The organism is Thermococcus sp. ES12 (assembly GCF_012027515.1).
GTDB lineage: Archaea > Methanobacteriota_B > Thermococci > Thermococcales > Thermococcaceae > Thermococcus > Thermococcus barossii.
On the sequence record NZ_SNUP01000003.1, the window covers coordinates 1 to 26825 of the forward strand.

Annotated in this window: 34 protein-coding genes and 1 pseudogene; 23 read left to right on the forward strand and 12 right to left on the reverse strand. The window is 54.1% G+C overall.

Annotation, left to right across the window (positions count from 1 at the left end):
• The 7 genes from E3E37_RS07930 to E3E37_RS07960 form a co-directional block, all read left to right on the forward strand.
• Positions 1-129: biotin/lipoyl-containing protein (locus tag E3E37_RS07930; protein WP_167716445.1), on the forward strand; the 129-nt coding region annotated here is incomplete at its 5' end.
• A 176-nt stretch (positions 130-305) separates the two neighbouring features.
• Positions 306-2006, forward strand: coding sequence for a carbon starvation protein A (locus tag E3E37_RS07935; RefSeq protein ID WP_167716447.1), 1701 nt, complete (start codon positions 306-308; stop codon positions 2004-2006).
• 72 nt (positions 2007-2078) lie between these two features.
• On the forward strand, positions 2079-2312 hold the full coding sequence (locus E3E37_RS07940; RefSeq protein ID WP_088865777.1) for a hypothetical protein: 234 nt from the start codon (positions 2079-2081) through the stop codon (positions 2310-2312).
• 10 nt (positions 2313-2322) lie between these two features.
• Entirely contained in the window at positions 2323-3315 is a 993-nt protein-coding gene (locus tag E3E37_RS07945; protein ID WP_167716449.1) for an ArsA family ATPase, read from the forward strand.
• Positions 3305-3598, forward strand: coding sequence for an iron-sulfur cluster assembly protein (locus E3E37_RS07950; RefSeq protein ID WP_167716451.1), 294 nt, complete (start codon positions 3305-3307; stop codon positions 3596-3598). Before E3E37_RS07945 ends, E3E37_RS07950 begins: the two co-directional genes overlap by 11 nt.
• A 2-nt stretch (positions 3599-3600) precedes the next feature.
• Positions 3601-4257 (forward strand): hypothetical protein, encoded by a 657-nt coding sequence (locus E3E37_RS07955; protein WP_167716453.1) that lies wholly within the window; start codon positions 3601-3603, stop codon positions 4255-4257.
• A 65-nt stretch (positions 4258-4322) separates the two neighbouring features.
• Entirely contained in the window at positions 4323-5162 is an 840-nt protein-coding gene (locus tag E3E37_RS07960; protein WP_167716455.1) for an alpha/beta hydrolase, read from the forward strand.
• On the opposite strand, the gene E3E37_RS07965 is transcribed toward E3E37_RS07960, so the two are convergent.
• On the reverse strand, positions 5110-6129 hold the full coding sequence (locus tag E3E37_RS07965; RefSeq protein ID WP_167716457.1) for an adenylosuccinate synthetase: 1020 nt from the start codon (positions 6127-6129) through the stop codon (positions 5110-5112). The two genes, E3E37_RS07960 and E3E37_RS07965, sit on opposite strands and share 53 nt — an antisense overlap.
• A 132-nt stretch (positions 6130-6261) precedes the next feature.
• Here E3E37_RS07965 and E3E37_RS07970 point away from each other — a divergent pair, with 132 nt between their 5' ends.
• Positions 6262-7188, forward strand: a complete 927-nt coding sequence (locus tag E3E37_RS07970) for an SDR family oxidoreductase (RefSeq protein ID WP_167716459.1) — start codon at positions 6262-6264, stop codon at positions 7186-7188.
• Here the strand turns inward: E3E37_RS07970 and E3E37_RS07975 are convergent.
• Positions 7183-8034 (reverse strand): hypothetical protein, encoded by an 852-nt coding sequence (locus E3E37_RS07975; protein ID WP_167716460.1) that lies wholly within the window; start codon positions 8032-8034, stop codon positions 7183-7185. The two genes, E3E37_RS07970 and E3E37_RS07975, sit on opposite strands and share 6 nt — an antisense overlap.
• A gap of 124 nt (positions 8035-8158) precedes the next feature.
• Positions 8159-8602 (reverse strand): prefoldin subunit alpha, encoded by a 444-nt coding sequence (gene pfdA, locus E3E37_RS07980; protein ID WP_167716462.1) that lies wholly within the window; start codon positions 8600-8602, stop codon positions 8159-8161.
• A 109-nt stretch (positions 8603-8711) separates the two neighbouring features.
• Between pfdA and E3E37_RS07985 the strand changes: the two genes are divergently transcribed.
• Entirely contained in the window at positions 8712-9596 is an 885-nt protein-coding gene (locus tag E3E37_RS07985) for a hypothetical protein (RefSeq protein WP_167716464.1), read from the forward strand.
• Here the strand turns inward: E3E37_RS07985 and E3E37_RS07990 are convergent.
• Complete coding sequence (locus E3E37_RS07990) at positions 9574-10461, reverse strand: P-loop NTPase (protein ID WP_167716466.1); 888 nt, start codon at positions 10459-10461, stop codon at positions 9574-9576. The genes E3E37_RS07985 and E3E37_RS07990 overlap by 23 nt on opposite strands.
• A complete protein-coding gene (locus E3E37_RS07995; RefSeq protein ID WP_167716468.1) occupies positions 10461-11330 on the reverse strand; it encodes a P-loop NTPase in 870 nt (289 codons plus the stop codon). The genes E3E37_RS07990 and E3E37_RS07995 overlap by 1 nt, the downstream gene beginning before the upstream one ends.
• Positions 11331-11402: 72 nt before the next feature.
• On the opposite strand from E3E37_RS07995, the gene E3E37_RS08000 reads away from it, so the two are divergent.
• From E3E37_RS08000 to E3E37_RS11770, 3 genes and pseudogenes are all read left to right on the forward strand, one after another.
• Complete coding sequence (locus tag E3E37_RS08000) at positions 11403-11810, forward strand: NifB/NifX family molybdenum-iron cluster-binding protein (RefSeq protein ID WP_167716803.1); 408 nt, start codon at positions 11403-11405, stop codon at positions 11808-11810.
• A 121-nt stretch (positions 11811-11931) separates the two neighbouring features.
• Complete coding sequence (locus E3E37_RS08005; RefSeq protein WP_240921953.1) at positions 11932-12168, forward strand: hypothetical protein; 237 nt, start codon at positions 11932-11934, stop codon at positions 12166-12168.
• 64 nt (positions 12169-12232) lie between these two features.
• Positions 12233-12370: pseudogene (locus E3E37_RS11770) on the forward strand (DUF2250 domain-containing protein); the annotation flags it as partial.
• A gap of 276 nt (positions 12371-12646) precedes the next feature.
• Here the strand turns inward: E3E37_RS11770 and E3E37_RS08015 are convergent.
• Positions 12647-13309, reverse strand: coding sequence for an MBL fold metallo-hydrolase (locus tag E3E37_RS08015; RefSeq protein WP_167716470.1), 663 nt, complete (start codon positions 13307-13309; stop codon positions 12647-12649).
• An 88-nt stretch (positions 13310-13397) separates the two neighbouring features.
• On the opposite strand from E3E37_RS08015, the gene tsaA reads away from it, so the two are divergent.
• Positions 13398-13886, forward strand: coding sequence for a tRNA (N6-threonylcarbamoyladenosine(37)-N6)-methyltransferase TrmO (gene tsaA, locus E3E37_RS08020; RefSeq protein ID WP_167716472.1), 489 nt, complete (start codon positions 13398-13400; stop codon positions 13884-13886).
• Positions 13887-13900: 14 nt separating this feature from the next.
• On the opposite strand, the gene E3E37_RS08025 is transcribed toward tsaA, so the two are convergent.
• Positions 13901-15379: a sodium/proline symporter gene (locus E3E37_RS08025; protein WP_167716474.1), complete on the reverse strand. Its 1479-nt coding sequence runs from the start codon at positions 15377-15379 to the stop codon at positions 13901-13903.
• Positions 15380-15912: 533 nt separating this feature from the next.
• On the opposite strand from E3E37_RS08025, the gene E3E37_RS08030 reads away from it, so the two are divergent.
• The 5 genes from E3E37_RS08030 to E3E37_RS08050 all read left to right on the forward strand — a co-directional run bounded on the left by E3E37_RS08030 (position 15913) and on the right by E3E37_RS08050 (position 19191).
• Positions 15913-16524, forward strand: a complete 612-nt coding sequence (locus E3E37_RS08030; protein ID WP_167716476.1) for a NifB/NifX family molybdenum-iron cluster-binding protein — start codon at positions 15913-15915, stop codon at positions 16522-16524.
• Positions 16525-16577: 53 nt separating this feature from the next.
• The gene (locus E3E37_RS08035; protein WP_167716478.1) at positions 16578-16811 is read left to right on the forward strand and encodes a hypothetical protein; all 234 of its coding nucleotides are present in this window, start codon (positions 16578-16580) and stop codon (positions 16809-16811) included.
• A gap of 57 nt (positions 16812-16868) precedes the next feature.
• Entirely contained in the window at positions 16869-17330 is a 462-nt protein-coding gene (locus E3E37_RS08040; RefSeq protein ID WP_167716480.1) for a NifB/NifX family molybdenum-iron cluster-binding protein, read from the forward strand.
• A 256-nt stretch (positions 17331-17586) separates the two neighbouring features.
• Positions 17587-18558 carry a hypothetical protein gene (locus E3E37_RS08045; RefSeq protein ID WP_240921955.1) on the forward strand — a complete coding sequence of 324 codons (972 nt, stop codon included), beginning with the start codon at positions 17587-17589 and terminating at the stop codon, positions 18556-18558.
• A 66-nt stretch (positions 18559-18624) separates the two neighbouring features.
• A complete protein-coding gene (locus tag E3E37_RS08050) occupies positions 18625-19191 on the forward strand; it encodes a DUF998 domain-containing protein (RefSeq protein WP_167716484.1) in 567 nt (188 codons plus the stop codon).
• Between the two features lie 10 nt (positions 19192-19201).
• On the opposite strand, the gene E3E37_RS08055 is transcribed toward E3E37_RS08050, so the two are convergent.
• Complete coding sequence (locus E3E37_RS08055; protein WP_167716805.1) at positions 19202-19624, reverse strand: PPC domain-containing DNA-binding protein; 423 nt, start codon at positions 19622-19624, stop codon at positions 19202-19204.
• Positions 19625-19681: 57 nt separating this feature from the next.
• Between E3E37_RS08055 and E3E37_RS08060 the strand changes: the two genes are divergently transcribed.
• Positions 19682-20254, forward strand: a complete 573-nt coding sequence (locus E3E37_RS08060) for a hypothetical protein (protein ID WP_167716486.1) — start codon at positions 19682-19684, stop codon at positions 20252-20254.
• Here E3E37_RS08060 and E3E37_RS08065 read toward each other — a convergent pair.
• Both E3E37_RS08065 and E3E37_RS08070 read right to left on the reverse strand, forming a co-directional pair.
• Entirely contained in the window at positions 20251-20682 is a 432-nt protein-coding gene (locus tag E3E37_RS08065) for a chromate resistance protein ChrB domain-containing protein (RefSeq protein ID WP_167716488.1), read from the reverse strand. The genes E3E37_RS08060 and E3E37_RS08065 overlap by 4 nt on opposite strands.
• A gap of 69 nt (positions 20683-20751) precedes the next feature.
• Positions 20752-21210: a 6-carboxytetrahydropterin synthase gene (locus tag E3E37_RS08070; RefSeq protein ID WP_167716807.1), complete on the reverse strand. Its 459-nt coding sequence runs from the start codon at positions 21208-21210 to the stop codon at positions 20752-20754.
• 101 nt (positions 21211-21311) lie between these two features.
• Between E3E37_RS08070 and E3E37_RS08075 the strand changes: the two genes are divergently transcribed.
• Positions 21312-21668, forward strand: coding sequence for a DUF134 domain-containing protein (locus tag E3E37_RS08075; RefSeq protein ID WP_167716490.1), 357 nt, complete (start codon positions 21312-21314; stop codon positions 21666-21668).
• 1390 nt (positions 21669-23058) lie between these two features.
• On the opposite strand, the gene purB is transcribed toward E3E37_RS08075, so the two are convergent.
• A complete protein-coding gene (gene purB / locus E3E37_RS08080; RefSeq protein ID WP_167716492.1) occupies positions 23059-24414 on the reverse strand; it encodes an adenylosuccinate lyase in 1356 nt (451 codons plus the stop codon).
• A gap of 192 nt (positions 24415-24606) precedes the next feature.
• Here purB and albA point away from each other — a divergent pair, with 192 nt between their 5' ends.
• From albA to E3E37_RS08095, 3 genes are all read left to right on the forward strand, one after another.
• On the forward strand, positions 24607-24882 hold the full coding sequence (gene albA, locus E3E37_RS08085; protein WP_012571890.1) for a DNA-binding protein Alba: 276 nt from the start codon (positions 24607-24609) through the stop codon (positions 24880-24882).
• A gap of 110 nt (positions 24883-24992) precedes the next feature.
• Entirely contained in the window at positions 24993-25649 is a 657-nt protein-coding gene (locus E3E37_RS08090; RefSeq protein WP_167716494.1) for a transcriptional regulator, read from the forward strand.
• Between the two features lie 50 nt (positions 25650-25699).
• Entirely contained in the window at positions 25700-26233 is a 534-nt protein-coding gene (locus E3E37_RS08095; RefSeq protein ID WP_088864831.1) for a cyclic nucleotide-binding/CBS domain-containing protein, read from the forward strand.
• Here E3E37_RS08095 and E3E37_RS08100 read toward each other — a convergent pair.
• The gene (locus E3E37_RS08100; RefSeq protein WP_167716809.1) at positions 26223-26765 is read right to left on the reverse strand and encodes an NTPase; all 543 of its coding nucleotides are present in this window, start codon (positions 26763-26765) and stop codon (positions 26223-26225) included. The two genes, E3E37_RS08095 and E3E37_RS08100, sit on opposite strands and share 11 nt — an antisense overlap.
• Between the last annotated feature and the right edge of the window lie 60 nt (positions 26766-26825).

Consider the following 26825-nt stretch of genomic DNA (forward strand, 5'->3'; position numbering starts at 1 on the left):
CTACTCATCCTCGAAGCAATGAAAATGGAGAATGAAATCCCAGCACCAAAGGATGGAGTAGTCAAGAAAATCCTCGTCAAAGAAGGCGACACCGTCGACACCGGACAAGCACTAATAGAACTCGGGTAAAACTGCCTTTTTAGGCCCTCTTTTTTCCAACTTCCAGCACAAAAACTCTTCTCGCCGAAGCGCAACGAGGTTTTAAACGTTCAGTTTAAAAACGAAAAAATTTCAGCCTTTTGCCGAAAAGCATTTATATGGACACAAACCTACATTAGGCCGAAAACCCGCATGGGGGTGCAACCATGAACTCCGCTGTAATAATCCTGATAGCAGCGGCGATATACGTTGGGCTATATATGACATACGGTAGAAGCCTTCAGAGCAAGGTCGTCAGGGCCGACCCCAACAGGCCAACCCCGGCACACAAGCTCTACGACGGCGTTGACTACGTTCCAGCACACCCACTCGTTCTCTACGGCCACCACTTCGCTTCAATAGCAGGTGCGGGGCCAATAGTCGGCCCAGCCGTGGCAATGGCATGGGGATGGCTGCCCGGACTCCTGTGGGTCTGGTTCGGCAACGTCTTCATCGGTGCCGTCCACGACTATCTCGCACTGATGTCATCGGTTCGCTACGATGGTAAGTCCGTCCAGTGGATTGCAGGAAAGCTCATGAGCAAGAGAACGAGCATGGCCTTCGAGCTGTACGTCTGGTTCGCGCTGGTGCTCGTCATAGCGGCCTTTGCGGCAGTCATCAGCGGAATATTCGTCGGCACTCCTGAGGCTGCAACGGCCTCGCTGCTCTTCCTCGGTGTCGCCGTGATACTCGGATGGCTGCTCTACAAGGTGCAGATAGACTTCAAGCTGGGAACGATAATCGGCCTGGTGCTCCTCATTATCGCCGTGTGGCTCGGATTCCAGTTCCCGATAGTGGCCAGCAAGCAGACCTGGTACATAGTCCTCGGACTCTACATCATCGTTGCCTCGTCCCTGCCGGTCTGGATTCTGCTACAGCCGAGGGACTACCTCAACGCCTACATCCTCTGGTTCGGCCTTATCCTCGGTGGCCTGGCCTTCATCGTGGTCGGCGTTAAGGGAATCGGAACCTTCACAGCCCCGGCTTTCACCACCTGGAGCGCCAACGTCGTCGGCGGGCAGCCATCACCGTTCTGGCCGACCATACCACTGGTCATCGCGTGCGGAGCACTGAGCGGGTTCCACTCCATCGTCGGCTCAGGAACGACCAGCAAGCAGCTTGACAACGAGCTTCACGGCCTCATGGTCGGCTACGGAGGTATGTTCACCGAGGGCTTCCTCTCAACCATCGTCATCGCCTCGATAGCCATATACGGCCTCCAGGTCTTCCAGAGCATGAACATCCCCGTTGACTACAACAACTGGGGACAGCAGTACGCCATTCAGGTCGTTAAGCACGGAATAAAGGTCGGAATCTTCGCCAAGAGCTACGCCTACGGTCTGCAGGATGCCTTCGGAATACCCTTCAAGACCGGCGCCGTCTTCGCCAGCCTCTGGGTCTCGGCATTCGCGCTGACGACCCTCGACACCGCAACGAGGCTCGGTCGCTTTGCCTGGCAGGAGATTATGGAGATGGTTCACGGGCCGGAGATACTCAAGAACAAGTGGATAGCTTCAATAATCCTCGTCGCCTTTGGTATCTACATGGCCTGGGGCGGAAGCTGGCTCATCATCTGGCCGGCCTTCAGCGGTATGAACCAGATGCTCGCGAGCATCGCAATGATGACGGCATCGCTGTGGGTGGCGAAGGTTCAGAGACCCGCGGGCGCCTGGAAGTGGGCGGTCGTCATTCCAGCGCTGTTCCTGTGGATCACAGTTACAGCGGCCCTCGTCTGGTTCCTCGTCGTCATCAGGCCAGGGTTCTGGGTCAGCCTCATCACCGTCGTCGGCCTGCTCCTCAACCTGCTCCTGGTCTTTGACTGGTACGGAGCCTGGAAGAGACCGGCAGAGGAGTACGCGGCCGCTTGAACCCTTTCCTTCTTTCTTTCGCTTTTGGAGGTGGAAGCATTGGAACCGGTAAAGCATTTTCTCAGGGGATTCATGGAATCGTTCAGGCATCAATCCACGGAGTACATTGAGTTCGAGCTGAGGGAGCTGGAAAACGTCTTCGCCCTCGTCCTGATGGGGGCCTTCGTCGGAATACCCTCTCCACCAACGACGCTCGTCATAAGGCTGATGCCCCACATGGTCCGGGAGATTAAGGTGATGAACCAGCGTGCGGTTGACCTGGACGATGTCTTCGCCGAGGTAGCGGGGATGTTTGACATAGACTGAGGTGAGAACAATGAGGGAGTTCCTCATTCCGAAGAAAGGCTTCAGGACAGTGTTCGTTATAGGCAAGGGCGGGGTCGGAAAGACCACCACGAGCGCCGCCCTGGCAGTGGCGCTATCAAAAAAAGGCTACAGGACGCTTATAGTGTCACTCGACCCTGCCCACAACCTGGGCGACGTCTTCATGGTCAAGCTCAAGGACAAGCCAAAGAAGCTCGCCGATAACCTATACGCCAGCGAGCTGGATATGGAGAAGCTCATTAAGGACTACCTCAAGCACCTTGAGAAGAACCTCAAGCACATGTACCGTTACCTCACCGTCATAAACCTGGAGAAATACTTCGAGGTGCTCAGCTTCTCACCGGGCATAGAGGAGTACGCGACGCTGGAGGCGATAAGGGAAATACTGGCCGAAGGGGATGAATGGGACGTCATAGTCTTTGACACACCTCCCACCGGGTTAACGCTCCGCGTTCTCGCGCTGCCGAGGATTTCCCTCATCTGGGCCGACAAGCTCATCGAGATAAGGCGCAAAATACTCGAGAGAAGGCGTGCCATAGCGAAGATACAGGGCGACCAGAAGTTCGTCGTTGACGGCGAGGAGTTCACTCTGCCCAAGGACGAGGAAGAAGATGCAGTCATGAAGGAACTCAAGGCCTATCGGGAGGAAGTTGAGTTCGTCGAGAAGGTTCTAACCGACCCCGACAAGACGAGCGTCATAGCGGTGATGAATCCCGAGATGCTTCCCCTCTACGAGACGGAGAGGGCCCACGAGAGCCTGAGGAAGTTCAAGGTGCCCTTCAACCTGATAGTCGTCAACAAGGTCATAACGCTGAGGGAGGAGATTCCAGCGCTGAAAGTCAAGCTCGAAGCCCAAGAAAAGGTTCTGGAGGAGATAGGAAAGAAGTTCAAGGGCGTTGAGGTCATAAAGATACCCATGTTCGCCGAGGAACCGAGGGGCATGGAATGGCTCGAAAGGCTTGGAGGTTTAATCCTTGAGGGCTGAGGAGATACTGGAGCTGCTCCGGGAGGTGAAGAACCCCTTCACGGAGATGGACATAGTCAGCGAGGGCCTCGTCACCAAGGTAATCGTGGAAGAGGACGTCACAACGATATACGTGGCCTTCGCGAGGAGCACCCCTCAGACCCCCTTTTCCATGGCCGTCAACTGGCCCCTTCAGGCTAGGATCATCGAGGACATGGTAAAGGTTTTAGGGGACAAGCTGGGGTACTTTGAGATAGTTGATGACATGACTTTGCAGCGGTACTACCCGATTGAGGTGGTCTAATCATGGAGATAACGTCCGGATTTATCCTTGCGGTAATGGTTCTCGCGGCCATCTCGTCGATCCAGTTCTTCAAGGGCAGACAGCTCAACCTCCGGATAATGCAGCACTACCTCCGCTCGATAGAAGACGTAGTCAAGCCCGAGGACAAGGAGTACGTGTGGCTCGGCGGCTACATCGGCTTCCGCGCCTACTACAAGGTGAACAGGGACAACATCAAGAAGTTCGAGTACACCCTCACCCTCCTGCCCAGGCAGAGCATCCTCTACTTCCCGATAGCCCTCCTAACGAGCAGACACGACAAGCTCTTCATTGTCGTGAGACCATTCAACGACATAAAGCACGAGGCCCATCTGATACAGAAGGGATACTACCGCATGAAACCCAAGATAGAGAACGAGGAGTTCCTGAAGAAGGAGATAATTGAAATCGCCGGCAAGAAGTACGAGGCCCTCTACGAGAAGAAGCGCGACGTGGAGAACCTGAAGGCCCTCATCGAGGGCATGTCCAAACCCCAGAACGTCAAGCACGTCTCCCTTACACCGAGCACCAACGTCCTCTACATCCAGATGAAGCCCGAGCCGGACACGATAAGCGAGGACGTCGCGCGGATAATCCGCTTCGTCAACGAGAGGCTCAAGGAGAGCCCGTTCTCCTCATGAGCCTTTTTGCATTTAGAGAAAACGTTAAATCTTTCTTTTACTCATTTTCCAGGGCGGTGGGTGGTATGGATGTCTACAAAGCCAGGTTCGGTGAGCCGAAACTCGGCTGGGTGATTCTGGTTCACGGCCTCGGCGAGCACAGCGGAAGGTACGACAGGCTTATTTCAATGCTCAACGAGGCAGGCTTCGCCGTTTACACCTTCGACTGGCCCGGCCATGGAAAGAGCCCGGGCAAGAGGGGGCACACCAGCGTCGAGGAGGCCATGGAGATAATCGACTCTATAATCGGCGAGATAGGCGAAAAGCCCTTCCTTTTCGGCCACAGCCTCGGTGGCTTGACAGTTATAAGGTACGCGGAGACGAGGCCAGATAAAATACGTGGAGTAATCGCTTCCTCGCCGGCCCTCGCCAGGAGCCCAAAGACTCCCTCATTCATGGTGGCCCTCGCGAAGTTCCTCGGGAAGGTTGCGCCCGGGATAACTCTCTCCAACGGGCTCGACCCCAACCTTCTCTCCAGGAACCCCGAGGCGGTAAAGCGCTATATCAGTGATCCCCTCGTTCACGACAGGATTTCCGCAAAGCTCGGAAGGAGCATCTTCGAGAACATGGAGCTGGCGCACAGAGAGGCCGGAAAAATCAGGGTTCCTGTACTCCTCCTCGTCGGAACGGGCGACGTGATAACACCTCCCGAAGGGGCGAGGCGGCTTTTCGAGGGACTTGTCGTAGAGGACAAAGCGCTGAGGGAATTTAACGGCGCCTATCACGAGATATTTGAGGACCCGGAGTGGGCGGACGAGTTCCACAGGACGATAGTTGAGTGGTTCGTAGCACACGCAGGGGAAGAAAAGGAAATCAGAGGGTATCTCTCCTATCAATCACGTGCTCAAGCTCAGGGCCTGTCTTGATTATGCCAATGGGAACGCCGACCCTTTCTTCTATCTCTTCTATGAACTCCTTCGCCTTCCTTGGCAGCTTGTCATAGTCGGTAACGCCGAAGGCTTCTTTGTCGTACTTGTCGAGCATTGTAAGAGCGAGCATCGTCGCGCCGTTGAGCCTCGCGGAGTAGCGGGCGAACTCGAAGTCGAACCAGCCCACCCTTCTTCTCCTCCCGGTGACCGTGCCGTATTCGACGAGACCCATCCTCTCGGCCTCTTCCTGGTCCATCTCCGTTGGGAAAGGCCCCGCACCGACCCTCGTCGGGAAGCTCTTGAAGACCACTACAACATCGTCCACCCTGGTCGGCCCGATTCCCACGTCGCTCGCTATGGCGGAAGCGGTCGTGTCCTTCGAGGTGACGTAGGGGTAGGTGCCATAGTAGAGGCTCAGCCCAAAGCCCTGGGTTCCCTCAACCAGAACAAGTTTGCCGTCATCCAAGGCATCGTTTACCTCGGCGGCGACATCCGTCAGGTACGGCTCAAGCTCCTTTACGTCCTTTGCGAGCCTTGCTTTTCTCATCACCCTATCCGCGTTGGCCGGCCCACAGCCGCTTCCCGTGGTGCCTATCTTGTCGTGGAGGTGGCTGTTTCTCCTGTCAAGTTTCTTGTGCTCGTCTTCGATTATGGCGCATCGGTAGTCGATGCCAACTCTTTCAGCGACTTTGAAGTCCTTGAGGTGCTCAAGTTCGTGGAAGAAAACCTCCGGATCGACCAGAACTCCCGCCCCAACGAGAAGCCTGGCCTTCCTCTGAATGAACGCGGTGGGAAGCTGCCTGACAGCGTACTTCTTCCCGTTTATAAAAACGCTGTGGCCGGCGTTCGTCCCGACACCGCCGCGCGCTATGACCTCAGGCTCATCCTTCAGGGCAAGGTACGCGATGACGGACCCCTTGCCCTCGTCCCCCCACTGACCACCAACAACGACGTAGCTCGGCATGGCTCCTTACCCAGGTTTAAGTCAATAGGGGGCTTATAACGGTTTCGAATTTGGCATAAACATGTCAAAAGATTGGGCAGCAGGCCGGTAAAAGGTTAAAACCCGTGGCAAACACTACCTACGGGGGTAGCGATGAGGAACAAGCTGATAGTCGTCACCGGAGGAGCGGGTTTCATAGGTTCCCACATCGCCTGGGAGCTCAGCAGGGAGAACGAAGTCATAGTCATTGACAACCTTTACACCGGGAGGAGGGAGAACGTTCCACCTGCCGTTAAGTTCGTGCAGGCGGACATAAGGGACTACAGCGCGATAGCCGAGCTGATAAGCCACGCAGATTACGTCTTCCACGAGGCGGCCCAGGTGAGCGTCATTGAGAGTGTCCGAGATCCCATTTTCACCGAGGAAGTCAACGTCATCGGTACGCTCAACATTTTAAAGGCCCTTTTAGAAGGCCATGGAAAGCTGATTTTTGCCTCCTCCGCCGCAATCTACGGAGACAACCCAAACCTGCCGCTGAAGGAATCCGAGAGGCCGAGGCCGCTTTCGCCCTACGGCGTGACCAAAGCAACCGCAGAGGAATACCTGCGGGTCTTCAACGAGCTTTACGGAGTTCCGACGGTCGCGCTCCGCTACTTCAATGTCTTCGGTCCGAGACAGAGCGCCAACCAGTACGCGGGTGTCATAAGCATATTCATTAACCGGGCCCTGAAAAACGAGCCGCTCGTTATCTTCGGAGACGGCAAGCAGACGAGGGACTTCATCTACGTGAAGGACGTCGTTAAGGCAAACATACTGGCCGCCGAGAGCAGGAAGAGCAACGGGAAGGTTTTCAACGTTGCAACCGGCAGACAGACGACCATCCTTGAGCTAGCGATGAAGATAATCGAGATAACCGGCGCCACAAGCTCAATAATCTTCGACAAGCCGAGACCGGGCGATATAAGGCACAGCCTGGCCGACATCAGCGAAATCAGGCGCCTCGGCTTCGAGCCGGAGTGGGGTCTGGAGAATGGGCTAAAGAAGACTGTGGAGTGGTACTCCCTAGTGAAAAATTTATGATTCATTCTCTGTTTTGGCCTCAATGAGCTTTCTCTCTATCTCCTGGGTAATCTCATCAATGATCTTCTTGAGATAGGGGGATCTAATAACCACTTGCCGGAGGTTCTTCAGGTCGGGACATCTTCTGGGGGACCTCTCTTCCAAGTCCGGAATACGAAGCGTTTCATATTCCTCCAATGAAATAGCCCCGTCGTCAGACAGAAGAAGCGGGACTATAGCAGCAATCCCCCCTCCCATAAGGGAGTCCGGGACGAATACCAGTTGGTAACACCTGACCACCACGTATATCTGATACCATCCAAGGTCACGGTAAAGAACTAGATAGTCCCTGTACTCCCCAGTGGGAATCCCATTTCCGAGCTTCTGCAGGGTAAGGGAGATACTGCCCGAGGAGGCAGTTGTGTATTCAGGAGGCTGGACAGTAACACGGAATTCACCAGTTAAAACGTGAGTGTAGTCAATGGAGGGGTCGATCTGAACGATAGTATAATAACCCGCAGGCAATGATGAGTTAAGGGTACGTATTCCCGAGGATTCCAAAGTCGAGTCAATGTAAACTGTGGCAGAAACGTTTGTTCCGGAGTATAGGTCATTCGTGAAGTTGCCGGGATAAACCTCTGTAATTCCAGAAAGGTAGTACGGACCATACCAGTCTCCAAAAGCGTAGAAGTATAAAGCGTAGGGGGCACATATTGTTCCTGTCGAAACGGGACTGAAGAGCTCGCCCGAGCCACTTCCCAAATCCTGAACCGCAACGGTAATACCAGGAACCGCTAACCCAAAGGTTGCAAGGAGCAGGACCGCTGAAACCAATAGAACGATGGCTTGGTGACGCCTCACCTTCATCCCATTGGCTTATGTTCATAAGTAAATTTAAACGTATCTCCCGAAAAATGTATAAAAGTCCCCCAAATTTATGGCAAGAATTCCCGGGGGTCATTGTAATCCTGAAAGGCCAAGACCGATTCGTTCACTTTTTCACACTGAAACCCATGGCCTGCCTCTGCTGAAGCTCCTGCGCCTTCTGGGCAAGCTCACCCAGCTGCCCCTCAAGCTTCCTAAGCGCCTCCTGGGTCTTCGCTATCGCCTCGTCGTACTCCTTTATGCGCTCTTCAAGATATCTCACCGCGTCGTCGAGGTTCTTTTCGATGGCATAGCCTGCCCCAACGCTGACTATCGCGTTCTCCTTGTCGTCTATGTGGGCCTTCAGGAAGGAGCCCGCGCCAATCGGCACTAGGATCTCCGGCTTTTCCTCCTCGACCTTCTTGAGTTCCTCCAGCGTCTCCTTAACCGCCTGGAACTCGTTCCTCCCGAGGGTGAGCAGTTCAAGGTTCTGGGCCAGGAGCTGTGCCTGTGCCTGAAGGAGCTGGTACTCGTAAGCGAGCCTTTCAAGCTGCTCGTTCATCTCGGCCATTTCACACCACCGGAGGGACTACTCCTGGGGGCTTTTAAGGTTTGGGTCTCAATTACCCAAGAAACGAAAAAGTTATTTAATCTAGTATCAAAGAAAAAGCGGTGATGGAATGAACCTGGGGAGGATCCTTCTCGCCGCGATGATCATAGTGGCGGTAATAGGAACCGCTTACTCCATAAGTGAATATCTAAGCGAGAATGGAGACTGCAAATTGGTGGTATCAGAGCCACCCAAGACCAACTACCATGTCAGCTACCAGATCTGCCCGTACGTGCAAAACGGCACCATAAAGGGCTACGCCGAAAAGGTTTACAGCCCGAGGAGCCTCGGCAACGTTCTCGTTAAAGCGTTCAACAACTCCCTCGACCCCAACTATCCCCTCGCCATCGTGAGATATCTGGCTGAACAGGGGAAGCTCAGGGCGTACTCGGAGTACTTTTACTTGGAGTTCGACGAGAACGGCAGTCGCGAGTCCAGCGTCCGCTCTGAGTGGGTTCCAACGGAAAGCCCCGACGACCGCTTCATCGTCTACCCTCCCAGGGACCTGTTCCTTGACAACGATACCTTCGACTTCCTCGGAGGGTGGGTTTACTCCGAGATGGACGGCAAGGGTGTTCTCGTGGTCTACTACCTCGCCAACCCCGAGACCGTTAAGGGTATCGATGACGTCACCGTAATCTACCCGCCCTCCTGGAGCATTGAAAGCTCCACATCTACCCTCCTCTGGCAGTGCTGGCCAGAAAGCGGAACGATAATGACCTGCAACGAAACCGACGAGAACTCCAAGCGCCTATCCTTCCCCAAAGCATACGGTGGCCTGGACTCCACGGGCTTCAACGCCACCTGGCCGTACGGCGCTTTTGCGCTGGCCTTCACCACGACCTACGGGGGAGAAGATAGGCCGCCGCTGTGCGTCAGGTTCGAGCTGGAGACAATATGGGGGAAAAGGGAAGCCCCGATGAACTGCGAGGTCAGCGGAGTATCTCTTCCCTGACCCTCTCCGCTATCTCCCTCATCGCATCAGCCGCCTTTGAGTCGGGGAAGGCCTCGACGAAGGGCTTGAGCATGCTCATGCTCCTCGGAATGGCCCTGTCGTAGGGTATCTCGCCGAGTATCGGAATTCCCTCGCTCTCCGCCCACTCCCTCAGGGCGGTGAAGCCGGGGTTGAGGTCGGCCTTGTTGATGATGAGATAAGCCGGCTGCCTGAAGTGCTGAACGACCCTGTAGGCCCTCTGGACGTCGCTGAGTGAAGCAGGGGTCGGCTCGGCAACGAGTATCGTTAAATCGGCCCCGCCGATGCTCGCTATGACCTGACAGCCTATTCCAGCGGCGCTGTCCACTATCATGTGCCCCAGGCCAAGCTCGCCCATGAGCTTTTTCGCCCACTCCTTCTCCTCGGTGACGAGCTTTCCACTGTTGGGCCTGCCGACGTCAAGCTGGGCCGAGATCAACGGGAAGCCGTAGCGGGTGGTTGTCTTCCTCACCACGCCGGAGCGGACCTCCTCCAGCGTTATCGTCCCTGGAACCGGGCAGACCAGGCCGCAGACGTTGCAGCCCTCGCAGGTCAGCTCGCTCACCACGTAGTCGCCGTCGATGACCTTGATGCAGTCGTAGGGGCAGCGCTCCTGGCAGATGCCGCACCTTATGCAGCTCTCGGTGTTTATCCTCGCCACCTTTGCGCCTATCAGCTCCCTCTCCTCCTCCCAGCGCTCGACGCCGAGGAGCAGGTCGAGGTTCGGCGCGTCCGCATCGGCATCAACGGCAACGAAACGGTACTCGTCCTTCAGCAGGTAGAGGAGCGAAGCGGTGACGGTGCTCTTTCCAACGCCGCCCTTGCCGCTCGCTATGACCAGCTGCATCACTCACCACCTCCGAGGAACTCGACGACCCTGGAAGCGATCTCCCTGAAAATCCCGGCCTCGGGATAGTCACTCAGGACTATCGGCTTCCCCTCAACGTAGCTCCTTATGATGTTCTCGCTGTAGGGGATCTCGGCTATCACTTCCGCCCCGTACCTCTCCGCTATCTCGCGCACCCTGCCAACGTCGCCGAGGTCGGAGCGGTTCACTACGACCATCGCGGGAATGTCCATCAGCTTCGCCAGCCTGAGTATCAGCTCGCCGTCGTGGATCCCGAGGGGCGTCGGCTCCGTGACGGCTATGATGAGTCTTGAGTCCTCAAGGGCCTTCGACACCGTGTTGCTCGTTCCGGCCGCGGTGTCCACCAGGAGAAGCTCCTTCCCGAGGGCCTGGGCGCGCTTCTTCGCCCTCGAAACTATCGGCATCGCCCTCTCCTCCCCTTCGAGGAGCCTTCCCGTAACGAGCGGGAAGCCGTAGGGCGTCTCGGTAAGGTAGGTGTGCCCCATTAGCTTCTTACCCGGCAGAATCGCTCCGGGAACCGGGCAGACTATCTCACAGGCGGCGCAGCCGGAGCAGAGGTTCGGCATCAGGAAGGGCGTCCCATCGCGCATGGTTATTATCGCGTGCTCCTCGCAGACCTCCGCGCACTTCCTGCACCGGGTGCACTTCGAATAGTCAAACCTGGGCATGAAGAGCTCCACCGGCTCCTCGTTGGCCAGCTCCACGCCCAGGAGAAGGTGGTCGTTGGGAGCCTCAACGTCGAGATCGGCCAGGGCCAGATCGTAGTGCTCTCCAAGTGCTATCGCGAGGTTTATCGCGACCGTTGACTTTCCGGTTCCTCCCTTCCCACCACTCACCGCTATCTGCAAGCTCTCACCTCCAGAATTAGGCCAGCCTAAAAGCTTTTAAGCTTTGTGCATACGCTCAAAACGGTGATGCTCATGAGGCGCCTGAAGGTTGCCTTTGGAATGGAGAACGACGAGAAGCTCATAGATGCACACTACGGCGACTCCGAGTTCTTCGCGATCTACGAGGTCTGCGAGGACGGAAGCGTTAAGTTACTTGAGAAGAGGCACAACAGGGCCAAGGACTTCGAGGAGGAGGACGAGGGCCACGGCGACCCGAGGAAGTTCAAGGCAGTTGTTAGCCAGCTCCTGGACGTCGATGTCCTGGCCGCCTTCAGAATGGGGCCGAACTTTTTGAGGATCCGCGACAAGACCAACAAGGTGGCCTTCTTCACGAGGACGAGGGATTTAAAGGTGGCCCTTCAGCGCGTTGTTGAAAACTTCGACGAACTCTGGGAGCAGGTTCAGGCGAAGAAGGCCGAGAAACCGCCGATAGAGGAGTGAGCGATGAGGTTTTGGGGATAGTCCCCAAGATTTTTCTCTTCACCTTCCCCTACGCGGCCGCTGCACTCGTTCTAAACGGGAAGTCGAGATCAACTTTTCATGCCCACGACTCGGGGCCACAATGCTTCCCTTTGGGCTCGTGCTCTGGCTCCTCTGCTACCTCCAAGTCGTATGGGGCTTCCTTATCCTCCCGGGCTTCTCGCTCCTCATCGACGGCTTCATGCTTGCCCTGCCCCTGCTCTACTGGCTCGCGGTGGTGAGGTTTATAGGCGATGAGGAGAAAGCCCTGGAGGAGAGGTTCGGAGATGAGTGGAGACAATACTCGGAGAGAACGCCCAGGTTCCTACCGAGGCTTTGAACTTCTCCCGGTTCACCTCTACGTCCTGGCCCACCTGAAGAGGGCGGGCGTTGACTACGCGAAGATGATGGCCAAAGTTAGCGGCCTCCCCCTGGAGCTAATCAACGACGCCATCAGCGACCTCCTCGAAATCGGCCTGATAGAGCGCGATCCCGGAAGCGCGATAAAGCGGAGTAAGGCGCGCTTCAAGAAGGCCTTCGAGATTCACAAGCACCACACCTACTACCGCCTCTCCCGCGAGGGAGAACTGCTGGTTCGTTCTGTTGATGGGAGCTGGCTGAAGGAATACTTCAACTCCCTCCTTCCCGACGGCTGGAGGGTCGTTAAAGCTCTCGCGGAGTCCAAGAACATACAGGAGGCCAACCGAAGGGTTGGGATAGACGACGAAACCGCCGAGGAGCTGAAGGTTCTTCATTTCCTCACGGGAAAGGGGGAGGAAGACCGAGTTCTTCAAGAGACTGTGGGAGTTCTTGGGCGTTTAAAGCTCGATCACGCTCCCAGTCCTAACTCCCACAAACTTGTCCGGGTACTTTTTTCTCACGTACGCTTTCGCCTCCTCTCCGGAGCAGTGGGCCGGGGCTATGAACTCGGCCATTCTTGCCAATCTATCGAGAGCTGTCTGGGTAGGGTAGTGAAAGCCGCCGATTACCAGGTGGGCCTTCCCATGGCCCGAAACATCGAGCACCGCTCTGGTGAGCCTGTCAACGCCGGGATGGGAACAGCCAACGATAACGACGAAACCGGAGGAGGTCTCCACTCCAACTGCCTGTTCAAATCCACCCAAAGGCCCGGAAGTCCAGACGCCGTCAGCGATCCTTCCAGCGTCCAGGACCTCCACGGCCCTGAATCCCCACCGCAACGCAAGGACCCAGTTTCCGGGTGGAGCGTAGAGGGGAATCCCGGGGTTCAGCTTGCCCACGAGGGAAAGGCCCCCGTAGTGGTCGTAGTGCCAGTGGCTGAGGACGACAAAGTCAATGCCTTTCAGAGAAACTCCCAGTGATTTAGAGTTGTGTGAGAGAACCTCGGGCCACGTGTCGGCATCAAAAATAAATCGGTCCTTTCCCTCAACCAGAACGCTCCAGCCCCAGTCGTTGAGGAGCCCCTTCGAGGGCACGTTGTCGTTCAGGATGAGGAGCCGCATACTACCCCCTTCCTTTGGCGGGACGCTAAAAAAAACTACCGCTGGAAGGGTTTTAAAGTCCCTCCCCTCAATCATTACAGGGGGTCGCATGAAGGGGGTCACGTATCGCTTCATCGGAATCATCCACAGCCCGTTCAGAGAGCCGAAGGGCGTTCCCATACAGCCCTCCGCGGCAAGGGGCGTTAGAGGAACCGTCGAGGTCTTTCCAGAGTACGTTCCGGGACTCAAGGGCATAGAGGGTTTCTCCCACATCATCCTGCTCTACCACTTCCACCTTGCGAAGCCGGGAAAGCTCTTGGTTAAACCCTACATGGACGAGGAAGAGCACGGCGTCTTCGCCACGAGGGCACCGAGCAGACCGAACCCGATAGGCATCTCCATTGTCAGACTCATCCGTGTCGAGGGGAACGTGCTCCATGTTGAAGATATCGACATCGTCGATGGCACGCCCCTGCTCGACATAAAACCCTATGTTCCCGAGTTTGACATAAGGGAGGTCGAAAGGATCGGATGGCTGGAGCAAAACGTTCACAAGCTTCCAGAGGCCAGGGATGACGGCAGATTCGTTGGAAAATAAAAAGAGGGAGTTAATCATTCCATGGCGGCCATTATTCTGTCGACGTCCTCCGGGGGCTTGGTGAGGAGGCTGACTATTACCGTCGCCAGCAGGGCAAAGAGGAACGCTGGAACGAGCTCATAGATGCCGGTGCTTGCCTTGAGGTAGAGCTTCCAGATAATGGTGGTCAGTGTTCCAACGACCATTCCCGCTATGACGCCCCACTTGGTCGTCCGCTTCCAGTAGAGTGAGAGGAGCAGGGTCGGACCTATTGAGGCTCCAAGGCCGCCCCAGGCGAAGAGCACAAACCAGAATATTATGTCCTTCGCAAAGTACGCCAGAATCGCTGCGAGGAGGCCTATGACGAAGACTGTTACCCTGCTTATCTTGAGGGCAACTTCCTCGGCGAGGGGTTCGCCCTTCCTAACAACCTCTTGGTAGAAGTCCTTGACGATGGTGGAGGAGACGACGAGAAGCTGGGAATCGGCCGTTGAGAGTATGGCAGCAAAGATTCCACCCATAAGGATTCCGTAGAGAACCGGGCCGAAGAACTGGGCACTGAGCAGCGGGTAAATCATCTCAGCGCTCTCGTTGGGGAGCATGCTAACTTCAGGATAGAGGGCCCTTCCTGCAAGACCTATGAAGACGGCACCCCATGCCATGACGACGTTCCAGAAGGTTCCGATTACTGTGGACTGCCTCAGTCTGTCCGGGTCATCGATTGACATGTAACGGACGAGTATGTGGGGCTGACCCGGTGAACCGAGACCGATTCCCAGGAAGCCAATGACAACACCTGCACCAAATGCCCACGGGTCAACGAGCTTTGGATCGAGGGCCTTGAGGGTGTCGAGAACCATATCAAGGCCGCCAACATGGGCGACTGCAACGACAGGCAGGACGGTGAGACCAACGATCATTATAACTGCCCTAATGACGTCGTTGTAGGCAACCGCCACGAATCCTCCAAGCACCATGTAGATGACTATCATGAAAACCGATATCAGCAGACCCCAGAAGAGGCTGATTCCCAGAGAAGCGCTGAGAGTTTTAGCGCCTGCATTGAACTGCGCACCGACGTACGAGGTGAGGAAGATGACTATGATTACTGAAACCACCAGCCTAACGAGCTTGGCGGTGTCCCTAAAGCGGGCCTCGAAGTAGTCGGGAACCGTAATCGCGTTGAACTTCTCTGAGAAACGCCTCAGGCGCATTCCCATGTAGACGAACTGGAGCATCTCGACGGTGATGTATCCGGCTGCTGCCCAAACGGCAGCTGTACCCATCTTGTAGGCCATTCCACTGAGGCCTAACACGAGCCAGCTTGACCTGCCGGAAGAAACCGCCGAGAGGGCAACCGTTATCTTGTCCATCGCCCTGCCGCCTACGAAGAAGTCCTCCTCCGTTTTGGTCCTTTTCATCGCATAGAATCCCACGAATATTGGCAGCAGTAGGGTGAATAGAAACGCTGCCATAGCAGCTGGTTCCTTGAGAAGCTCGTATGCATTGCTCATGCCTTCACCCCCTTCACAGGGGCGGATATGTAGTACACGGCCACTGAAGCCAGTACTATCAGCACCGGCAGAACCAGCAGCACGAACTTTGCCCAACCGTCCATTTTTGCACCCCCATCTAAAGGTCACGAACCCACCCAAACTTGCAAATAATATCAAATCTTGCAAATAATATCAAATGAAATACATGTAATGTTTTAGATGGCACTATATAAACATTATGGTCCAACAACGACCATTAATGTCAATTCAATCGAGAAAAAAAGACGCAATTTTAGAGTTGTTTATGACAAACTAACGACGCAGGTATTAGATTAGCCTTATCTAAGGTTTTAGCGAGTCCTAAATATGCTAAAAAAGCGAACGAAACCAGCAAAAATACTACCGGGAAATAAACGAGTATGAGCGGATATCGTCAGTTCCAGTTTTGATATCAGATTTCAAGCTGTAGGAACAAATTCAATTAGGTCCACCGAAAACTTTAAATGTTGTGCATATGCACAAAATAATAGAAAGAAAATGAGGTGGTCGATATGAGGATCGCGATACCCACCAATGGTGGAGGGCTTGAAGACACCGTTGCCCCGGTCTTTGCCAGGGCACCAGCTTTCCTCATAGTGGACGTTGACGAAAACGGCAACGTCACCAACAGCAAGGTAATCCAGAACGGTGCCGCGATGACCGGGGGCGGAGCCGGACCGATGGCGGTTCAGACCCTGATCAACGAGGGCGTTGAAGCGATAATAGCACCGCAGGTCGGCCCGAACGCGCTCGGCGCGATACAGGCTGCAGGCATAAGGCTGTACCAGGTCGCCCCGGGGACCCCTGTTGAGGAGGCCATAAAGGCTGTCACCAGCGGAAGCGTTGGTCAGTTCACAACCCCAGTGCCGCCCGCTCCAGCAACTGCAACAGCTCCCGCACCGGTCTACGGGCCGTATCCAGCGGCGCCGGCTTACCCGGCCTACCCCACCTACGGCTACGGCCCAGGCTGGGGCAGAGGCTGGGCCCGCGGATGGGGACGTGGAAGAGGCTTCGGACGCGGGTGGGGGAGAGGCGGCAGAGGCTGGGGAGCAAGGCTTGGCTACTGTCCATGGACTGGCCAGCCCAGCAGAAGAACCCTTCGCTGGCTTTACGGCTGGTGGTGACTTCTTTCTTTTTACTCAGCATGAACTGTTGATAATGCACGGAGGAACATGCGATGCCACGCGGAATGGGAAGGGGCTACGGCAGATTTGGAGGCGGCACCCGATACGGGTTCTCTCCATTTGGCGGGGCCTACGGTCTAATCGACCTGCTCTTCCTCATCGGAATTCTGTACTTTCTGGTCAAGCTCTTCATAGTTGCCGCCCCGTACGCTCTCGGCCTCGTGGCCCTTTTAATCCTGCGGTCGCTCCTGAGACCCCGCTTCTGGGGTTGGGGAGGACCATTTTGAGCTTATGCAAACTTTTTTAAGTTCGGTTCTCCTAATTCTTCGTGGAGGTGATGTGCAATGAGGATTATAGTTTCAAGCATAAAAGGCGGTCTCGACGACAGAGTTAACCAGGCCTTCGGAAGAACCCCCACTTTCACGGTAGTCGATGTGGAGAACGGGCAGATCGTTAACGTTCAAGTGGTCCAGAACCTCGGCTACAGCCAGCCGAGGGGAGCTGGAGTTACGGCAGCGCAATTCTGCATTGATCAGGGGGCGGATGTCGTCATAGCGGGTCAGTTCGGGCCCAACTCCTCGGGAGTACTCCAAGCTGCTGGCATAAGGATGGTATCTGCGCCGGCCACGATGACCGTCAGGGAGGCAGTTGAGGCTTTTCTGAGGGGCGAGCTCACCCAGGCAGTCTTTGGCCCCGAAGGAGGAGGAGCTGGACCGGGAGCAGGATATGGAAGGGGAAGAGGCAGAGGTATGGGACGTGGCATGGGACGCGGAAGAGGCATGGGTAGAGGCGGTGGCAACTGGTGAGCTTTTTCATTCTTTCGTCTTCTACACGCTTTCAACATCTGAGCCTCCAGAGGGCAAATTCTGACTCCCACAGACCAAAATCCTAAAATACTCCAATATGAAGAAAAAACTATGGTGGAGTCCATGCGCGGTCCTTTTCCCGACCAGGTTACCCTTAAGAGGTCAGATGCCCTCGCTCGTGAAAAGGGGAGAGAGTAATAGTTGGTGAACCATGCGCCCGGTAAGTGCCCTTGTGGGATACCCTGAGGACGGACGGATGAGGCATAGGTACTTCTTCTGGTTTCTCCTAGCTTTGCTCTCCGTCTTCTTCGCCGAGGTCACCGTAGCCTCGTACCTCTACCCGTACTTCACACTTTGGGGGATAATATCCCTTCTCCCGCTCTACGGCCTCCACACACTGGTTCTCGCTGGAATTGTTTACCGCTTTGGAAAGCCCAGGTTCGAAACCCTATACTTGGCAGGAATCCTCTTCGGCCTCTATGAGGCATACATAACCAAAGTTGTGTGGAACCCGGAGTGGGGCTCCTTCCTCAAGATCGGCGGCGTCGGAATCTTCGAGGTCCTCGTCGTGGTGCTCTTCTGGCATCCCTTCATGTCATTCATGATTCCCGTCGGCATCGCAGAGCTCCTGACTTCCAGAAGGAGGCTGCTCCCCGGTGCCGTGCTCAAACATCCCTATCTCACGGCAGTGATCCTCGGCATCATTGAAGCCTCAAACGCTCCTTCGCCGCTCCATTCGTTCCTCTCCACCATTTCCTCCTCGGCATTTCTGCTCCTCCTGATCTACCTGTGGCTGAAACGTTTTGAAGGTGGACGCTATGACATGAAGGAGCTCCTCCCCTCATCACGGGAGCTTAAGCCTCTGTTTCTCGCCCTCCTGGCATACTACATCATCTTCGGCTCCCTGTTGAGGCGGGAAGCCCTTCCTGGATTTGCCGCCCAGGTTCCAATATGGCTGCTCTACGCGGTCACGCTTCTGCTGCTTTACCGCGCCCTCAAAAAGTCGCGAAATGAAGGAGATATTGCCTCCCTGAAATGCCAGCCCGGGCTTAAGCGACTGACAACACTGGCCGGAATCTTCACCTCCTTCGCGGTTATATTCACATCAATCAAAACTTTCGTACTGCCAGGGCTCGGCGTTGCCATCATCCTGGTTCTCTGGGCCTTTGCGAGCCTCGTTGCAGTCATGAGCCTCGTGAAGAGCACAAGATGGACACTCGCCTCATAACGAGGCCAGGAGGTTTTTATACGATGGCGCCGAGAAAGGTAACGGCCACCACGGAGGGCGGGAGCCATGAGAAAGAGCCAGCTCTGGGCAGGCATCACTTCACCCATCATAGCCCTATCGGGGATAGCGGCGGCTATCATCATAAACCGCTCCTGGTGGAGTCTCACGGACAACGCAATAAGCGACCTGGGAAAGGTCGGCCTGCCCCACAGCTGGGTGATGAACGTTCCGCTCTTAATATCCGCAATCCTCGCGATTTACTATGTGATGGGTCTTTTCAAGGAGGTTAAAAATCCCATCTCCAAGCTTGGAGTCGGCGTTTTCATGCTCGGCCTATTCTTCCTCGCGGGGATAGCCGTCTTTCCGGAGGGGACCGGACCGCACTATGAGGTCAGCTGGGGCTTCTTCGCCGCGGGAAGTTTGGGATTTTTGATGGCAGGGGCGGGTATGTGGTTCGAAGGAGACCGGCGCTTTGGGATTTTCACGGTATTACTCTTCGCGATCGAGGTGCTCCTTGCCCGATGGGCGTTCGGTGCCTTCAGCGGCGTTGCCATTGCTGAGTTCATCGGGATTTTTGCGATACTGACCTGGCACTACATGCTGATGTGGATGAAGTTTTTCAAGGATAAATAAGGACAAAAAATCAAAGTTCCACCGCGTCCCATAGGCTCAGGCCGTTTTCCTGGGGCTTTCTCTCAAGAAGCTCACCCAGAAGCTCCTGCATGAACACCTCGGCCACGAAAACCTCAGCCTCAATGAGATGCCCTCCGTACAACATACCGTCGGAGTCTCCTAGGGCAACGTGGATATGGGCGAAAGGCTCGCCGTCCTTTACGCTTACGTTTCCTGCGAGGGACACCAGTTCGTATGTGCCGGTCAGCTCGATGACCTTGTACTCTCCAGCGTCCTCGTCAAAGTAACCGATTTTCGGGTTCTTCAAACTTCCAATGGCACTGACAGTCCCGATCAGAACGTTGTTTTTTCTCGCGAACTCGTTTATGAACCCCAGAAGCTCCTCCCCTTCGGGGACCCTGAACAGAAAATTCCTGCCCCTCGAAAACCTCACGGCACTCACCTCAAAACTAATAAGCCTCGCCCGATTTAACGGTTTTGGGTGAGAAACATGGACACAAAAAGAGCAATAATGCGTATCTTCCCAGAAATTCCGGAATTTAAAGAGGTTGACTTCTCCCAGTACTCGACTCCCTACGGGGCCCTGCTGATGGCCTTCCTCGATAGTGGAAAAACCGGTCTGAGAGAGTTTGAGGAGTTTGTTGAGAAAAACGGCGGGACGAAGGCAGACGTTGGAAGGTTTCTGATCTCAATATTCCAGTACCTCCTCATCAGATACCGTCGCTATGGAGACGAAAGCGTAGAGGTACCCGCGTTCAAGATTTTCCTGACCCTTAAGGGCTGGCTCAATGAAAACAACTTCAAGAACGACTACAGAAGGCTCCTTCACTCGTTCGTGGGATATCTCGTGGACATAGCAGGCAAGATCGCGGAAAGGTCCGACTGCGAATTGAGCGCAGCATACATGAAAACCGCCTACCTGCTAACGATTGAAGCGGAGGAAACCTTTGGAGGGGAGTATTTCAGCGAACTTAAGAAGAAGGCCAGAGAAATGCTTGAGGAGGTTTACAGAAAATGCGGAATCAACGGAACGCTTTCCGAAAAAAGGGAGAAGGGCTGCTAAGCCTTTCCCTCCTCAATCTGCTTCTTGAAGTGGGCGTACATGGCGTCGTATAGGTAGAACTCCTTCTCAAGGGTCTCGTAGTCGTCCCTGCATATCATCCGGTAACCCCTCGCGAGGATGTCCAGAGCCACTGAAAGGGGTTGAGGGTTCTCCACGTGCGTGTCGGCTTCCCGAACAATTTCGGCAATCTTCAGAACAGCCGGATCGGTTATGTTGTACTTCTCAATGAAAGCGTCGAAGGAGCATTTTCCGTCGTGGTGACCGAGCTTGACGCCCTTAAAGTCAAAGGGTATCCCCTCGGTTATCGTCGAAGGATCTGTATCCCGGGGCACAAAAATAAACTCCGCCTCAGGGTCGATAAAGCGCTTTATAAGCCAGGGACACGCCACACGGTCAACGTGGACGTGTTCACGGGTAACCCACTTCATAAAATCGCCTCAAAGGGGAATCAACGTCTTTCTATTTACGGGTTTCGAAAATTAATTGGGGGCAGAAAGTCACCGCTCCAGGGTTACCTCCGCATAGCTCCTGGGGTCTTCCCAGATTCTAACCTTTATGCGCCTCACGTTGTCCCCTGCCTTCTCCGCTATTCTTTCGGCGAACCACTCCGCTATGTACTCAGCGGTAACGTTCGGCCTGTCGAGTACAACAGCCTCGTTCTTGGGCAGTTCCAGCCGCTTACCATTTTTCTCGATAACAAGCGTTTCATCACGTCTCTCAACGACCCAGTCTCCGCTCACAAGGATGCGATGGTCGAGGAGCTTGATGAGGTTGCTCAGGTGGTTGAAGTCGAATATCATTCCGTTCTCGTTGAGTTCGCCCCATATTTCGACGTCGACATTGTACGTGTGCCCGTGTATCCGGAGGCATTTGCTCTCGTAGGGAAGAACCAAGAAGTGCGAGCTGTCGAAGTCCTTGTGCCAGCCAATCTTTCTCTCAACCATGCGGAACGCCATTTCTCTCACCAGGCTACGTTTGGGGAGCACAGGTTATAACAGTTACTGGGTCGGAAGGGAGAAAGTCTATAAAGCAAACCGCCGTACCGGTTTTGATAGCCATGCCGATGGGAATGGGACCAGGATGGGGCCGAGGCAGGGGTAGAAGAAGGAAGATGCGCATGATTGGGTTTATTCCCCAAGTTAGGCATTTCTATCCTGCCCTACCCCAGGTAGGACAGCCAAAACCGCCGATTTTCATGACGTATGAGGAATTTGAGGCCCTTCGGTTGGTGGACTATGAGGGGCTAACCCAGGAAGAGGCGGGGAAAAAGATGGGTGTCTCAAGGGGGACAGTCTGGAGGGCTTTGAGCTCGGCCAGAAAGAAGGTTGCACAAATGCTGGTTGAAGGAAGGGAACTGATAATCCTACCTCAGGGAAACGAGATCCCAAAAAATGCTGGCGAAGAAGAGCTGTAAGGGTTAAATTTTTGAAAAAATCTGTTATTTGTTGATTATTGGGTCATTTGACTTGTTTCTTGGTCGTTTTATTTTTTAGGTAAGACTAATTCTCGTTGGGAGGTTCTCTCAAAATTTTCAGTTAGATTTTACGTGATAAAAAAGATATATTCTTAAAATATTTTAAAATGCGACTTAAACTTATTGAAATTTTAAAATTTTGATTTAATGTACAAGTTCAATATATACACTAAAAATTATTGCTTAATCAATACGATTTAAAAGCGTAAAAATTTCAAAAAATTTACCATTGTGCAGAAGAATTATTGGCCAAAAGTACACATTAAGACGTGTTAGCCAGATGCCACAAGCTGGACACTATCTACCCAAGAACCTGGAATAATGGTCAAAAGATCGGGTTATCTTAACACCAATATCCGATTACAATTAAAGATGGTGCAGTTTGAGATAAGCGTGTTCAGCCCATAAAGGGTAGAAAAGGAAGGCGTAGTAGGGGTAGCCTCTTGATAGAGGTACCTCACTCAGAGCGCAGAGATGGCACATTCGGCACCCAAGCATCCGCTCACGTGGGGAACGCCCTGATGTGGAGCGGCTCAACCAGAAAACTGCAACGCCCTGCGCGCCATTATCTTACCTGTTTTAATATACAGTTATGTGCATAAGTTTTGGATATAAGGTACATTATATCCAAAATTCGTGGACACTTATGAACATTTAAACTCCCACCAGAGGCAATCCAAATGATCCTGATGTCCCCTGCCATGACATTTAGAGGAGGAACTAGGTATGCTGTAGCGACAACGTGATTTTAAATGTTCCACTTGGGCACACGGGGCGCCGTGAGAGTCAGCTCCCCACACCCTCACAGGGCCTAACAGGACTCTGCACCACCGTCCTCAAGTCAATGTCTCCAATGCAACTACCTGAGAGATCTGCAGCCTGATCAGTTTACACTACCTTCAATTGTAACCAATTTTTGGTTCCTAAAAGCCCGATCTCACAGAAAACTTTTGGGAGTCTGGGATACTTTGAACAACGAACTTCACGCAGGTTATTCTCAGGGGTTGTGAGGGGAACAAAGGCATGTAGCCAGAAATGACGGGTGTCCTCACCACGTACTCATGCACAGTGATGGACATTTTGTTGGAAATTACTTTATATCGTGGTGACAAATAATCAAAATTCAACATTATTATTAGTAGTTTTTAAACCCGTTATATTAAGCAAATTTAATAGTACAAAACAACATTAAATTTAACTTTTGGATTTTGGACGTATATAATACTATCTATTAAAGTAAACTCTCACCCAAAAATCTGAGGATCAATTTGCACCACAAGGCGGGGAGTATGAAAAAAGAATACGGGCCCCAGGTAAGGAAAAAGAGGGCTCAAAGGCCTTCTTTTTTCTCTTTCTCCTCTATCCATGCGATTACGTTGTCGACTATCCGTGGAGCCATTCCCACATAGTTCTCCGGCTTCAGGCTTTCGAAATCATTCTCACTTAGGAACTTTTTAACGTCTTCGTTCTCCCCGGCCACCTCTATCAGGTCCCTATTCTCTTCAAACGCTTTCATGGCAAGCCCTCTAACGAGTTCATGGGCTTCCTGCCTCCCCATGCCCCTCTCAGTCAGCTTCAACATCAGCGGCTCAGCCATGATAAGGTTGTTGGTCATGTACAGGTTCCTCCTGATGTTCTCCGGGAAGAACTCCAGGCCGGCAAGGACTTTCTTCATGCTCTTCAGCATCTCATCGAGCAGGACAAAGCTCTCTGGAAGGATAACACGCTCAACGGAGGAGTTGGTGAGATCCCTCTCATGCCAGAGGGGATTGTTGAGCAGGGCAGGGAAGACGTTTGAGTAGAGAATCCTTGCGAGCCCGCTCACTTTCTCACTCCTTATTGGGTTCCTCTTGTGGGGCATGGTCGAAGAGCCGACCTGCTTTTTCCCAAAGGGCTCGCTGATCTCAAGTATCTCCGTCCTCTGGAGGTTCCTGATTTCGAGAGCCATCTTGTCGAGTGTCGAGGCAATGAGAGCCAGAACCATCATAAGTTCAGCGTAGACGTCGCGCTGGATTATCTGGTTGCTTATTCTGGCCGGCTTTAGGCCGAGGTCTTCCATAACGAGGCGCTGTATCTCAAGGCCCTTCTCCCCGAAGCTGGCCATAGTTCCAACGGCACCGCTCATCTGGCCGACTAAAACCCTTTCCTTCAGCTCCTCTAGCCTGTCTATGTGCCTCTGTATCTCATCGAGCCATATGGCAAACTTCATGCCGTAGGTGGTTGGAACCGCGTGCTGGCCGTGCGTCCTGCCGATGCAGACGGTATACTTGTGCTCCCGGGCGAGACGTTTGAGTATGGAGCGAAGCTCCTTCAAGTCCTTCTCCACTATCTCAAGACTCTCCTTTATGAGGAGCGCGTTGGCAGTGTCAATTATATCGTTGGAAGTGGCACCCAGGTGGACGTACTTCCCGTGTTCACCGCAGACCTCGCTTAGAGCCTTGACGACGGCCATTATGTCGTGGTGTATCTCCGCTTCTATTTCTTTGACGCGCCCGAGCTTAACCCACGCTGTGTTTGCCCTCTCGGAGATGACCCGTGCACTTTCTTCCGGAATATTGCCCACCTTCGCGTGGGCCCTCGCGAGTGCTGCCTCGACATCGAGAAGCTTTTGAAGCTTGTTCTCCTCGTCCCAGATGCGCCTCATTTCCTCGCTCCCATAACGGTAATCGATCGGGTGAACGGCCATATTATCACCAGGTCTATGGCAATTTTTGAACCTTAAAATCTTTCGCTTTGACACAAACTTGCAGGAGCATGCATGAACATTCAATTAATCCGTTAAAGCCACAGGATTGTCCAATAAAGCCGCGGAAATACCGAAAAGTATTTAACCAAAATCTCACGACAGGTTAACGACAAAATTCCGGAGGTGCCAAAGATGGCAGAGGAGCATGTCGTCTACATCGGAAAGAAGCCGGTTATGAACTACGTCCTCGCCGTGATAACCCAGTTCAACGAGGGCGCTAAGGAGGTCAGCGTCAAGGCTCGCGGTAGGGCCATCAGCAGGGCCGTCGACGTCGCCGAGATCGTCAGGAACAGGTTCCTCCCAGAGGTCAGGGTCAAAGAGATCAAGATCGGTACCGAGGAGCTCCCGACTGCCGACGGCAGGACCGCCAACACCTCGACCATCGAGATCATCCTCGAGAAGCCGTGAATTTAGCTTCCTTTCCTTTTACTCTCACGCCCTTCTGATGACTTCAAGCAGGCTTGAAGCTGTGAAAAGCTTTAATACGTCCGTGCCCTATTCTTCCCAGGTGGCGCCGCTTGGACTATGAAACGATAGACATCCACGACGAGAGGGCGAAGGAGCTTGCTCAGATCCTGATGAATGAAAAAGCGATAGCCATCCTCCACTTGGTGGAAGACCGGGCGCTCTCTATAAGCGAGATATCGCGTGAACTGAACCTTCCGATTTCCACCGTCTCATACCACATAGACAAGATGCTAAAAGTTGGTCTCATCGAGGTGGCTGGAAAGAAGTACGGGAAGAGACTTCAGGAGGTCAAGCTTTATCGAGCTTCCAACAGGCCCATCCTCCTGCTTCCAAGGAAAAGCGTCGCCAAGGTGAAGAAGAAGGCCGTGCTGGGCTTTGAGAGACTCCACGTCATAAGCCTGGCCATAGCAGGATTGATCTCGGCGGGAGTTTACGCGGTCTCAAACCGTATGCTGACGCCAATGGTGGAAACCGGGACCAACGTATCCTATGAGCTGGACAACGTAACGGTGATGTCAACGCCGGAAAAGGCCCTTGTGCCGATGGCCACCAACACGAGTACCGGCGCGGTGTTTCAGACAACGACTTCGGCAACCCCCTCCGCCGCTCCAACCGCGTGGAATTCGGCTACCCCTGCAATTCTTGCCGTTGTGGCCTTCGTCTTAACGTTTCTCCTCGTTTCGTATCTCCTGAGACGCCGCACTTGAAGAAAGCTTTTTAAGTTTCTCTCCCAACCCCCGGTTGGCGAGGTGATAAAATGGCACCTAGGATAGCCGTGGGACAAGTGGTTAAGAGAAAGGCAGTCATCGTCAAGCCGGACGACACCGTCCACAGGGTCGCCAGGATTCTCTCAAAGAACAAGGTGGGAAGCGCGGTTGTTGTTAAAGACGACGAAATCGTTGGAATAATAACCGACCGCGACATACTCGATAAGGTCGTTGCGAAGGGGAGAGACCCCAAGACCGTCAAGGTCGAGGAGGTTATGACGAAGAACCCGATAACCATCGAGGACGACTACGAGGTTCAGGACGCGATTGACAAGATGATGGACAAGGGTATAAGAAGACTCCTCGTTACCAGGCTCGGAAGGCCGATAGGCTTCGTCACCGCCGCGGACCTTCTCGCTGCGCTCAACACGTACTCCGGTGGAAGCGAGGAGGAGACCAGCGAAGAAACGGAGGTCTACGGCATCTGCGAACTCTGCGGCCAGTACGGTCCCCTCTACAAGGTCTACATCGAGGGCGGCGAGAAGTGGATCTGTGAGAGCTGCAAGGACAGCCTCAACCTCTGACTCCCTTCAGTTCTTTCATAACTTCATCGAGCACCTCAGCGAAGGCCCTGTTCCTGTTCTCGACACTCAGCGTGTAGAGCTTTCCAAGGGGGCGGAATTTATCGGCCATCTTCCTGTGGACGACCGCCAACAGCGGTTTCTCGGACTTCAGAACCTCGCCGATGACCCTAACAAACTCGTCGCTCTTGTACTCCATCGGGCCGATCTCGTCTATGACTATCAGGTCCGCCTCAACAAGGGCGCGCCTTATCGCCGAAACGCCGACCCGCTCAAGCTCGTCAACGTGGACGACGTACTTCCCGAAGGGAACGCCCGGGAGGTGCGAGGTCCCTCTAACGCTGGCCAGGGTTCCCTCCTCTCCGGTGTCGAGGGCAGTAATCCTGAAGCCCACACGCCTTCCACCCCTCCGCACCTCTCTTGTGATCATTCCACCGACGAGGTAGCCCCAGCGGTCGGCTTCCCTCGCGACCCTTTCCACCAGCGTCGTCTTTCCGACTCCCGCCGGGCCGGTAACGAATATCCTCAGCATCATTTCAACCACCGAAGGAGATTTAAGCTCCTCCCTTAAACCCTTTGGGGTGGTGGCTGTGGA

Coding starts and splice junctions, on each gene's coding strand:
- E3E37_RS08070 (WP_167716807.1), bottom strand. CDS start 21,210: ATGGCGTTCCGCATGGTTGAGAGAAAGATTGGCTGGCACAAGGACTTC.
- tsaA (WP_167716472.1), top strand. CDS start 13,398: ATGAAGGGGGTCACGTATCGCTTCATCGGAATCATCCACAGCCCGTTC.
- E3E37_RS07945 (WP_167716449.1), top strand. CDS start 2,323: ATGAGGGAGTTCCTCATTCCGAAGAAAGGCTTCAGGACAGTGTTCGTT.
- E3E37_RS08025 (WP_167716474.1), bottom strand. CDS start 15,379: ATGAGCAATGCATACGAGCTTCTCAAGGAACCAGCTGCTATGGCAGCG.
- E3E37_RS08000 (WP_167716803.1), top strand. CDS start 11,403: ATGAGGCGCCTGAAGGTTGCCTTTGGAATGGAGAACGACGAGAAGCTC.
- E3E37_RS07970 (WP_167716459.1), top strand. CDS start 6,262: ATGAGGAACAAGCTGATAGTCGTCACCGGAGGAGCGGGTTTCATAGGT.
- E3E37_RS08045 (WP_240921955.1), top strand. CDS start 17,587: ATGAGGCATAGGTACTTCTTCTGGTTTCTCCTAGCTTTGCTCTCCGTC.
- E3E37_RS08095 (WP_088864831.1), top strand. CDS start 25,700: ATGGCACCTAGGATAGCCGTGGGACAAGTGGTTAAGAGAAAGGCAGTC.
- E3E37_RS08100 (WP_167716809.1), bottom strand. CDS start 26,765: ATGATGCTGAGGATATTCGTTACCGGCCCGGCGGGAGTCGGAAAGACG.
- E3E37_RS07960 (WP_167716455.1), top strand. CDS start 4,323: ATGGATGTCTACAAAGCCAGGTTCGGTGAGCCGAAACTCGGCTGGGTG.
- E3E37_RS08050 (WP_167716484.1), top strand. CDS start 18,625: ATGAGAAAGAGCCAGCTCTGGGCAGGCATCACTTCACCCATCATAGCC.
- albA (WP_012571890.1), top strand. CDS start 24,607: ATGGCAGAGGAGCATGTCGTCTACATCGGAAAGAAGCCGGTTATGAAC.
- E3E37_RS08065 (WP_167716488.1), bottom strand. CDS start 20,682: ATGAAGTGGGTTACCCGTGAACACGTCCACGTTGACCGTGTGGCGTGT.
- purB (WP_167716492.1), bottom strand. CDS start 24,414: ATGGCCGTTCACCCGATCGATTACCGTTATGGGAGCGAGGAAATGAGG.
- E3E37_RS08015 (WP_167716470.1), bottom strand. CDS start 13,309: ATGCGGCTCCTCATCCTGAACGACAACGTGCCCTCGAAGGGGCTCCTC.
- E3E37_RS07975 (WP_167716460.1), bottom strand. CDS start 8,034: ATGAAGGTGAGGCGTCACCAAGCCATCGTTCTATTGGTTTCAGCGGTC.
- E3E37_RS08060 (WP_167716486.1), top strand. CDS start 19,682: ATGGACACAAAAAGAGCAATAATGCGTATCTTCCCAGAAATTCCGGAA.
- E3E37_RS08030 (WP_167716476.1), top strand. CDS start 15,913: ATGAGGATCGCGATACCCACCAATGGTGGAGGGCTTGAAGACACCGTT.
- E3E37_RS07965 (WP_167716457.1), bottom strand. CDS start 6,129: ATGCCGAGCTACGTCGTTGTTGGTGGTCAGTGGGGGGACGAGGGCAAG.
- E3E37_RS08005 (WP_240921953.1), top strand. CDS start 11,932: ATGCTTCCCTTTGGGCTCGTGCTCTGGCTCCTCTGCTACCTCCAAGTC.
- E3E37_RS08035 (WP_167716478.1), top strand. CDS start 16,578: ATGCCACGCGGAATGGGAAGGGGCTACGGCAGATTTGGAGGCGGCACC.
- E3E37_RS08075 (WP_167716490.1), top strand. CDS start 21,312: ATGCCGATGGGAATGGGACCAGGATGGGGCCGAGGCAGGGGTAGAAGA.
- E3E37_RS07935 (WP_167716447.1), top strand. CDS start 306: ATGAACTCCGCTGTAATAATCCTGATAGCAGCGGCGATATACGTTGGG.
- E3E37_RS07985 (WP_167716464.1), top strand. CDS start 8,712: ATGAACCTGGGGAGGATCCTTCTCGCCGCGATGATCATAGTGGCGGTA.
- E3E37_RS07940 (WP_088865777.1), top strand. CDS start 2,079: ATGGAATCGTTCAGGCATCAATCCACGGAGTACATTGAGTTCGAGCTG.
- E3E37_RS07955 (WP_167716453.1), top strand. CDS start 3,601: ATGGAGATAACGTCCGGATTTATCCTTGCGGTAATGGTTCTCGCGGCC.
- E3E37_RS07990 (WP_167716466.1), bottom strand. CDS start 10,461: ATGCAGCTGGTCATAGCGAGCGGCAAGGGCGGCGTTGGAAAGAGCACC.
- pfdA (WP_167716462.1), bottom strand. CDS start 8,602: ATGGCCGAGATGAACGAGCAGCTTGAAAGGCTCGCTTACGAGTACCAG.
- E3E37_RS08040 (WP_167716480.1), top strand. CDS start 16,869: ATGAGGATTATAGTTTCAAGCATAAAAGGCGGTCTCGACGACAGAGTT.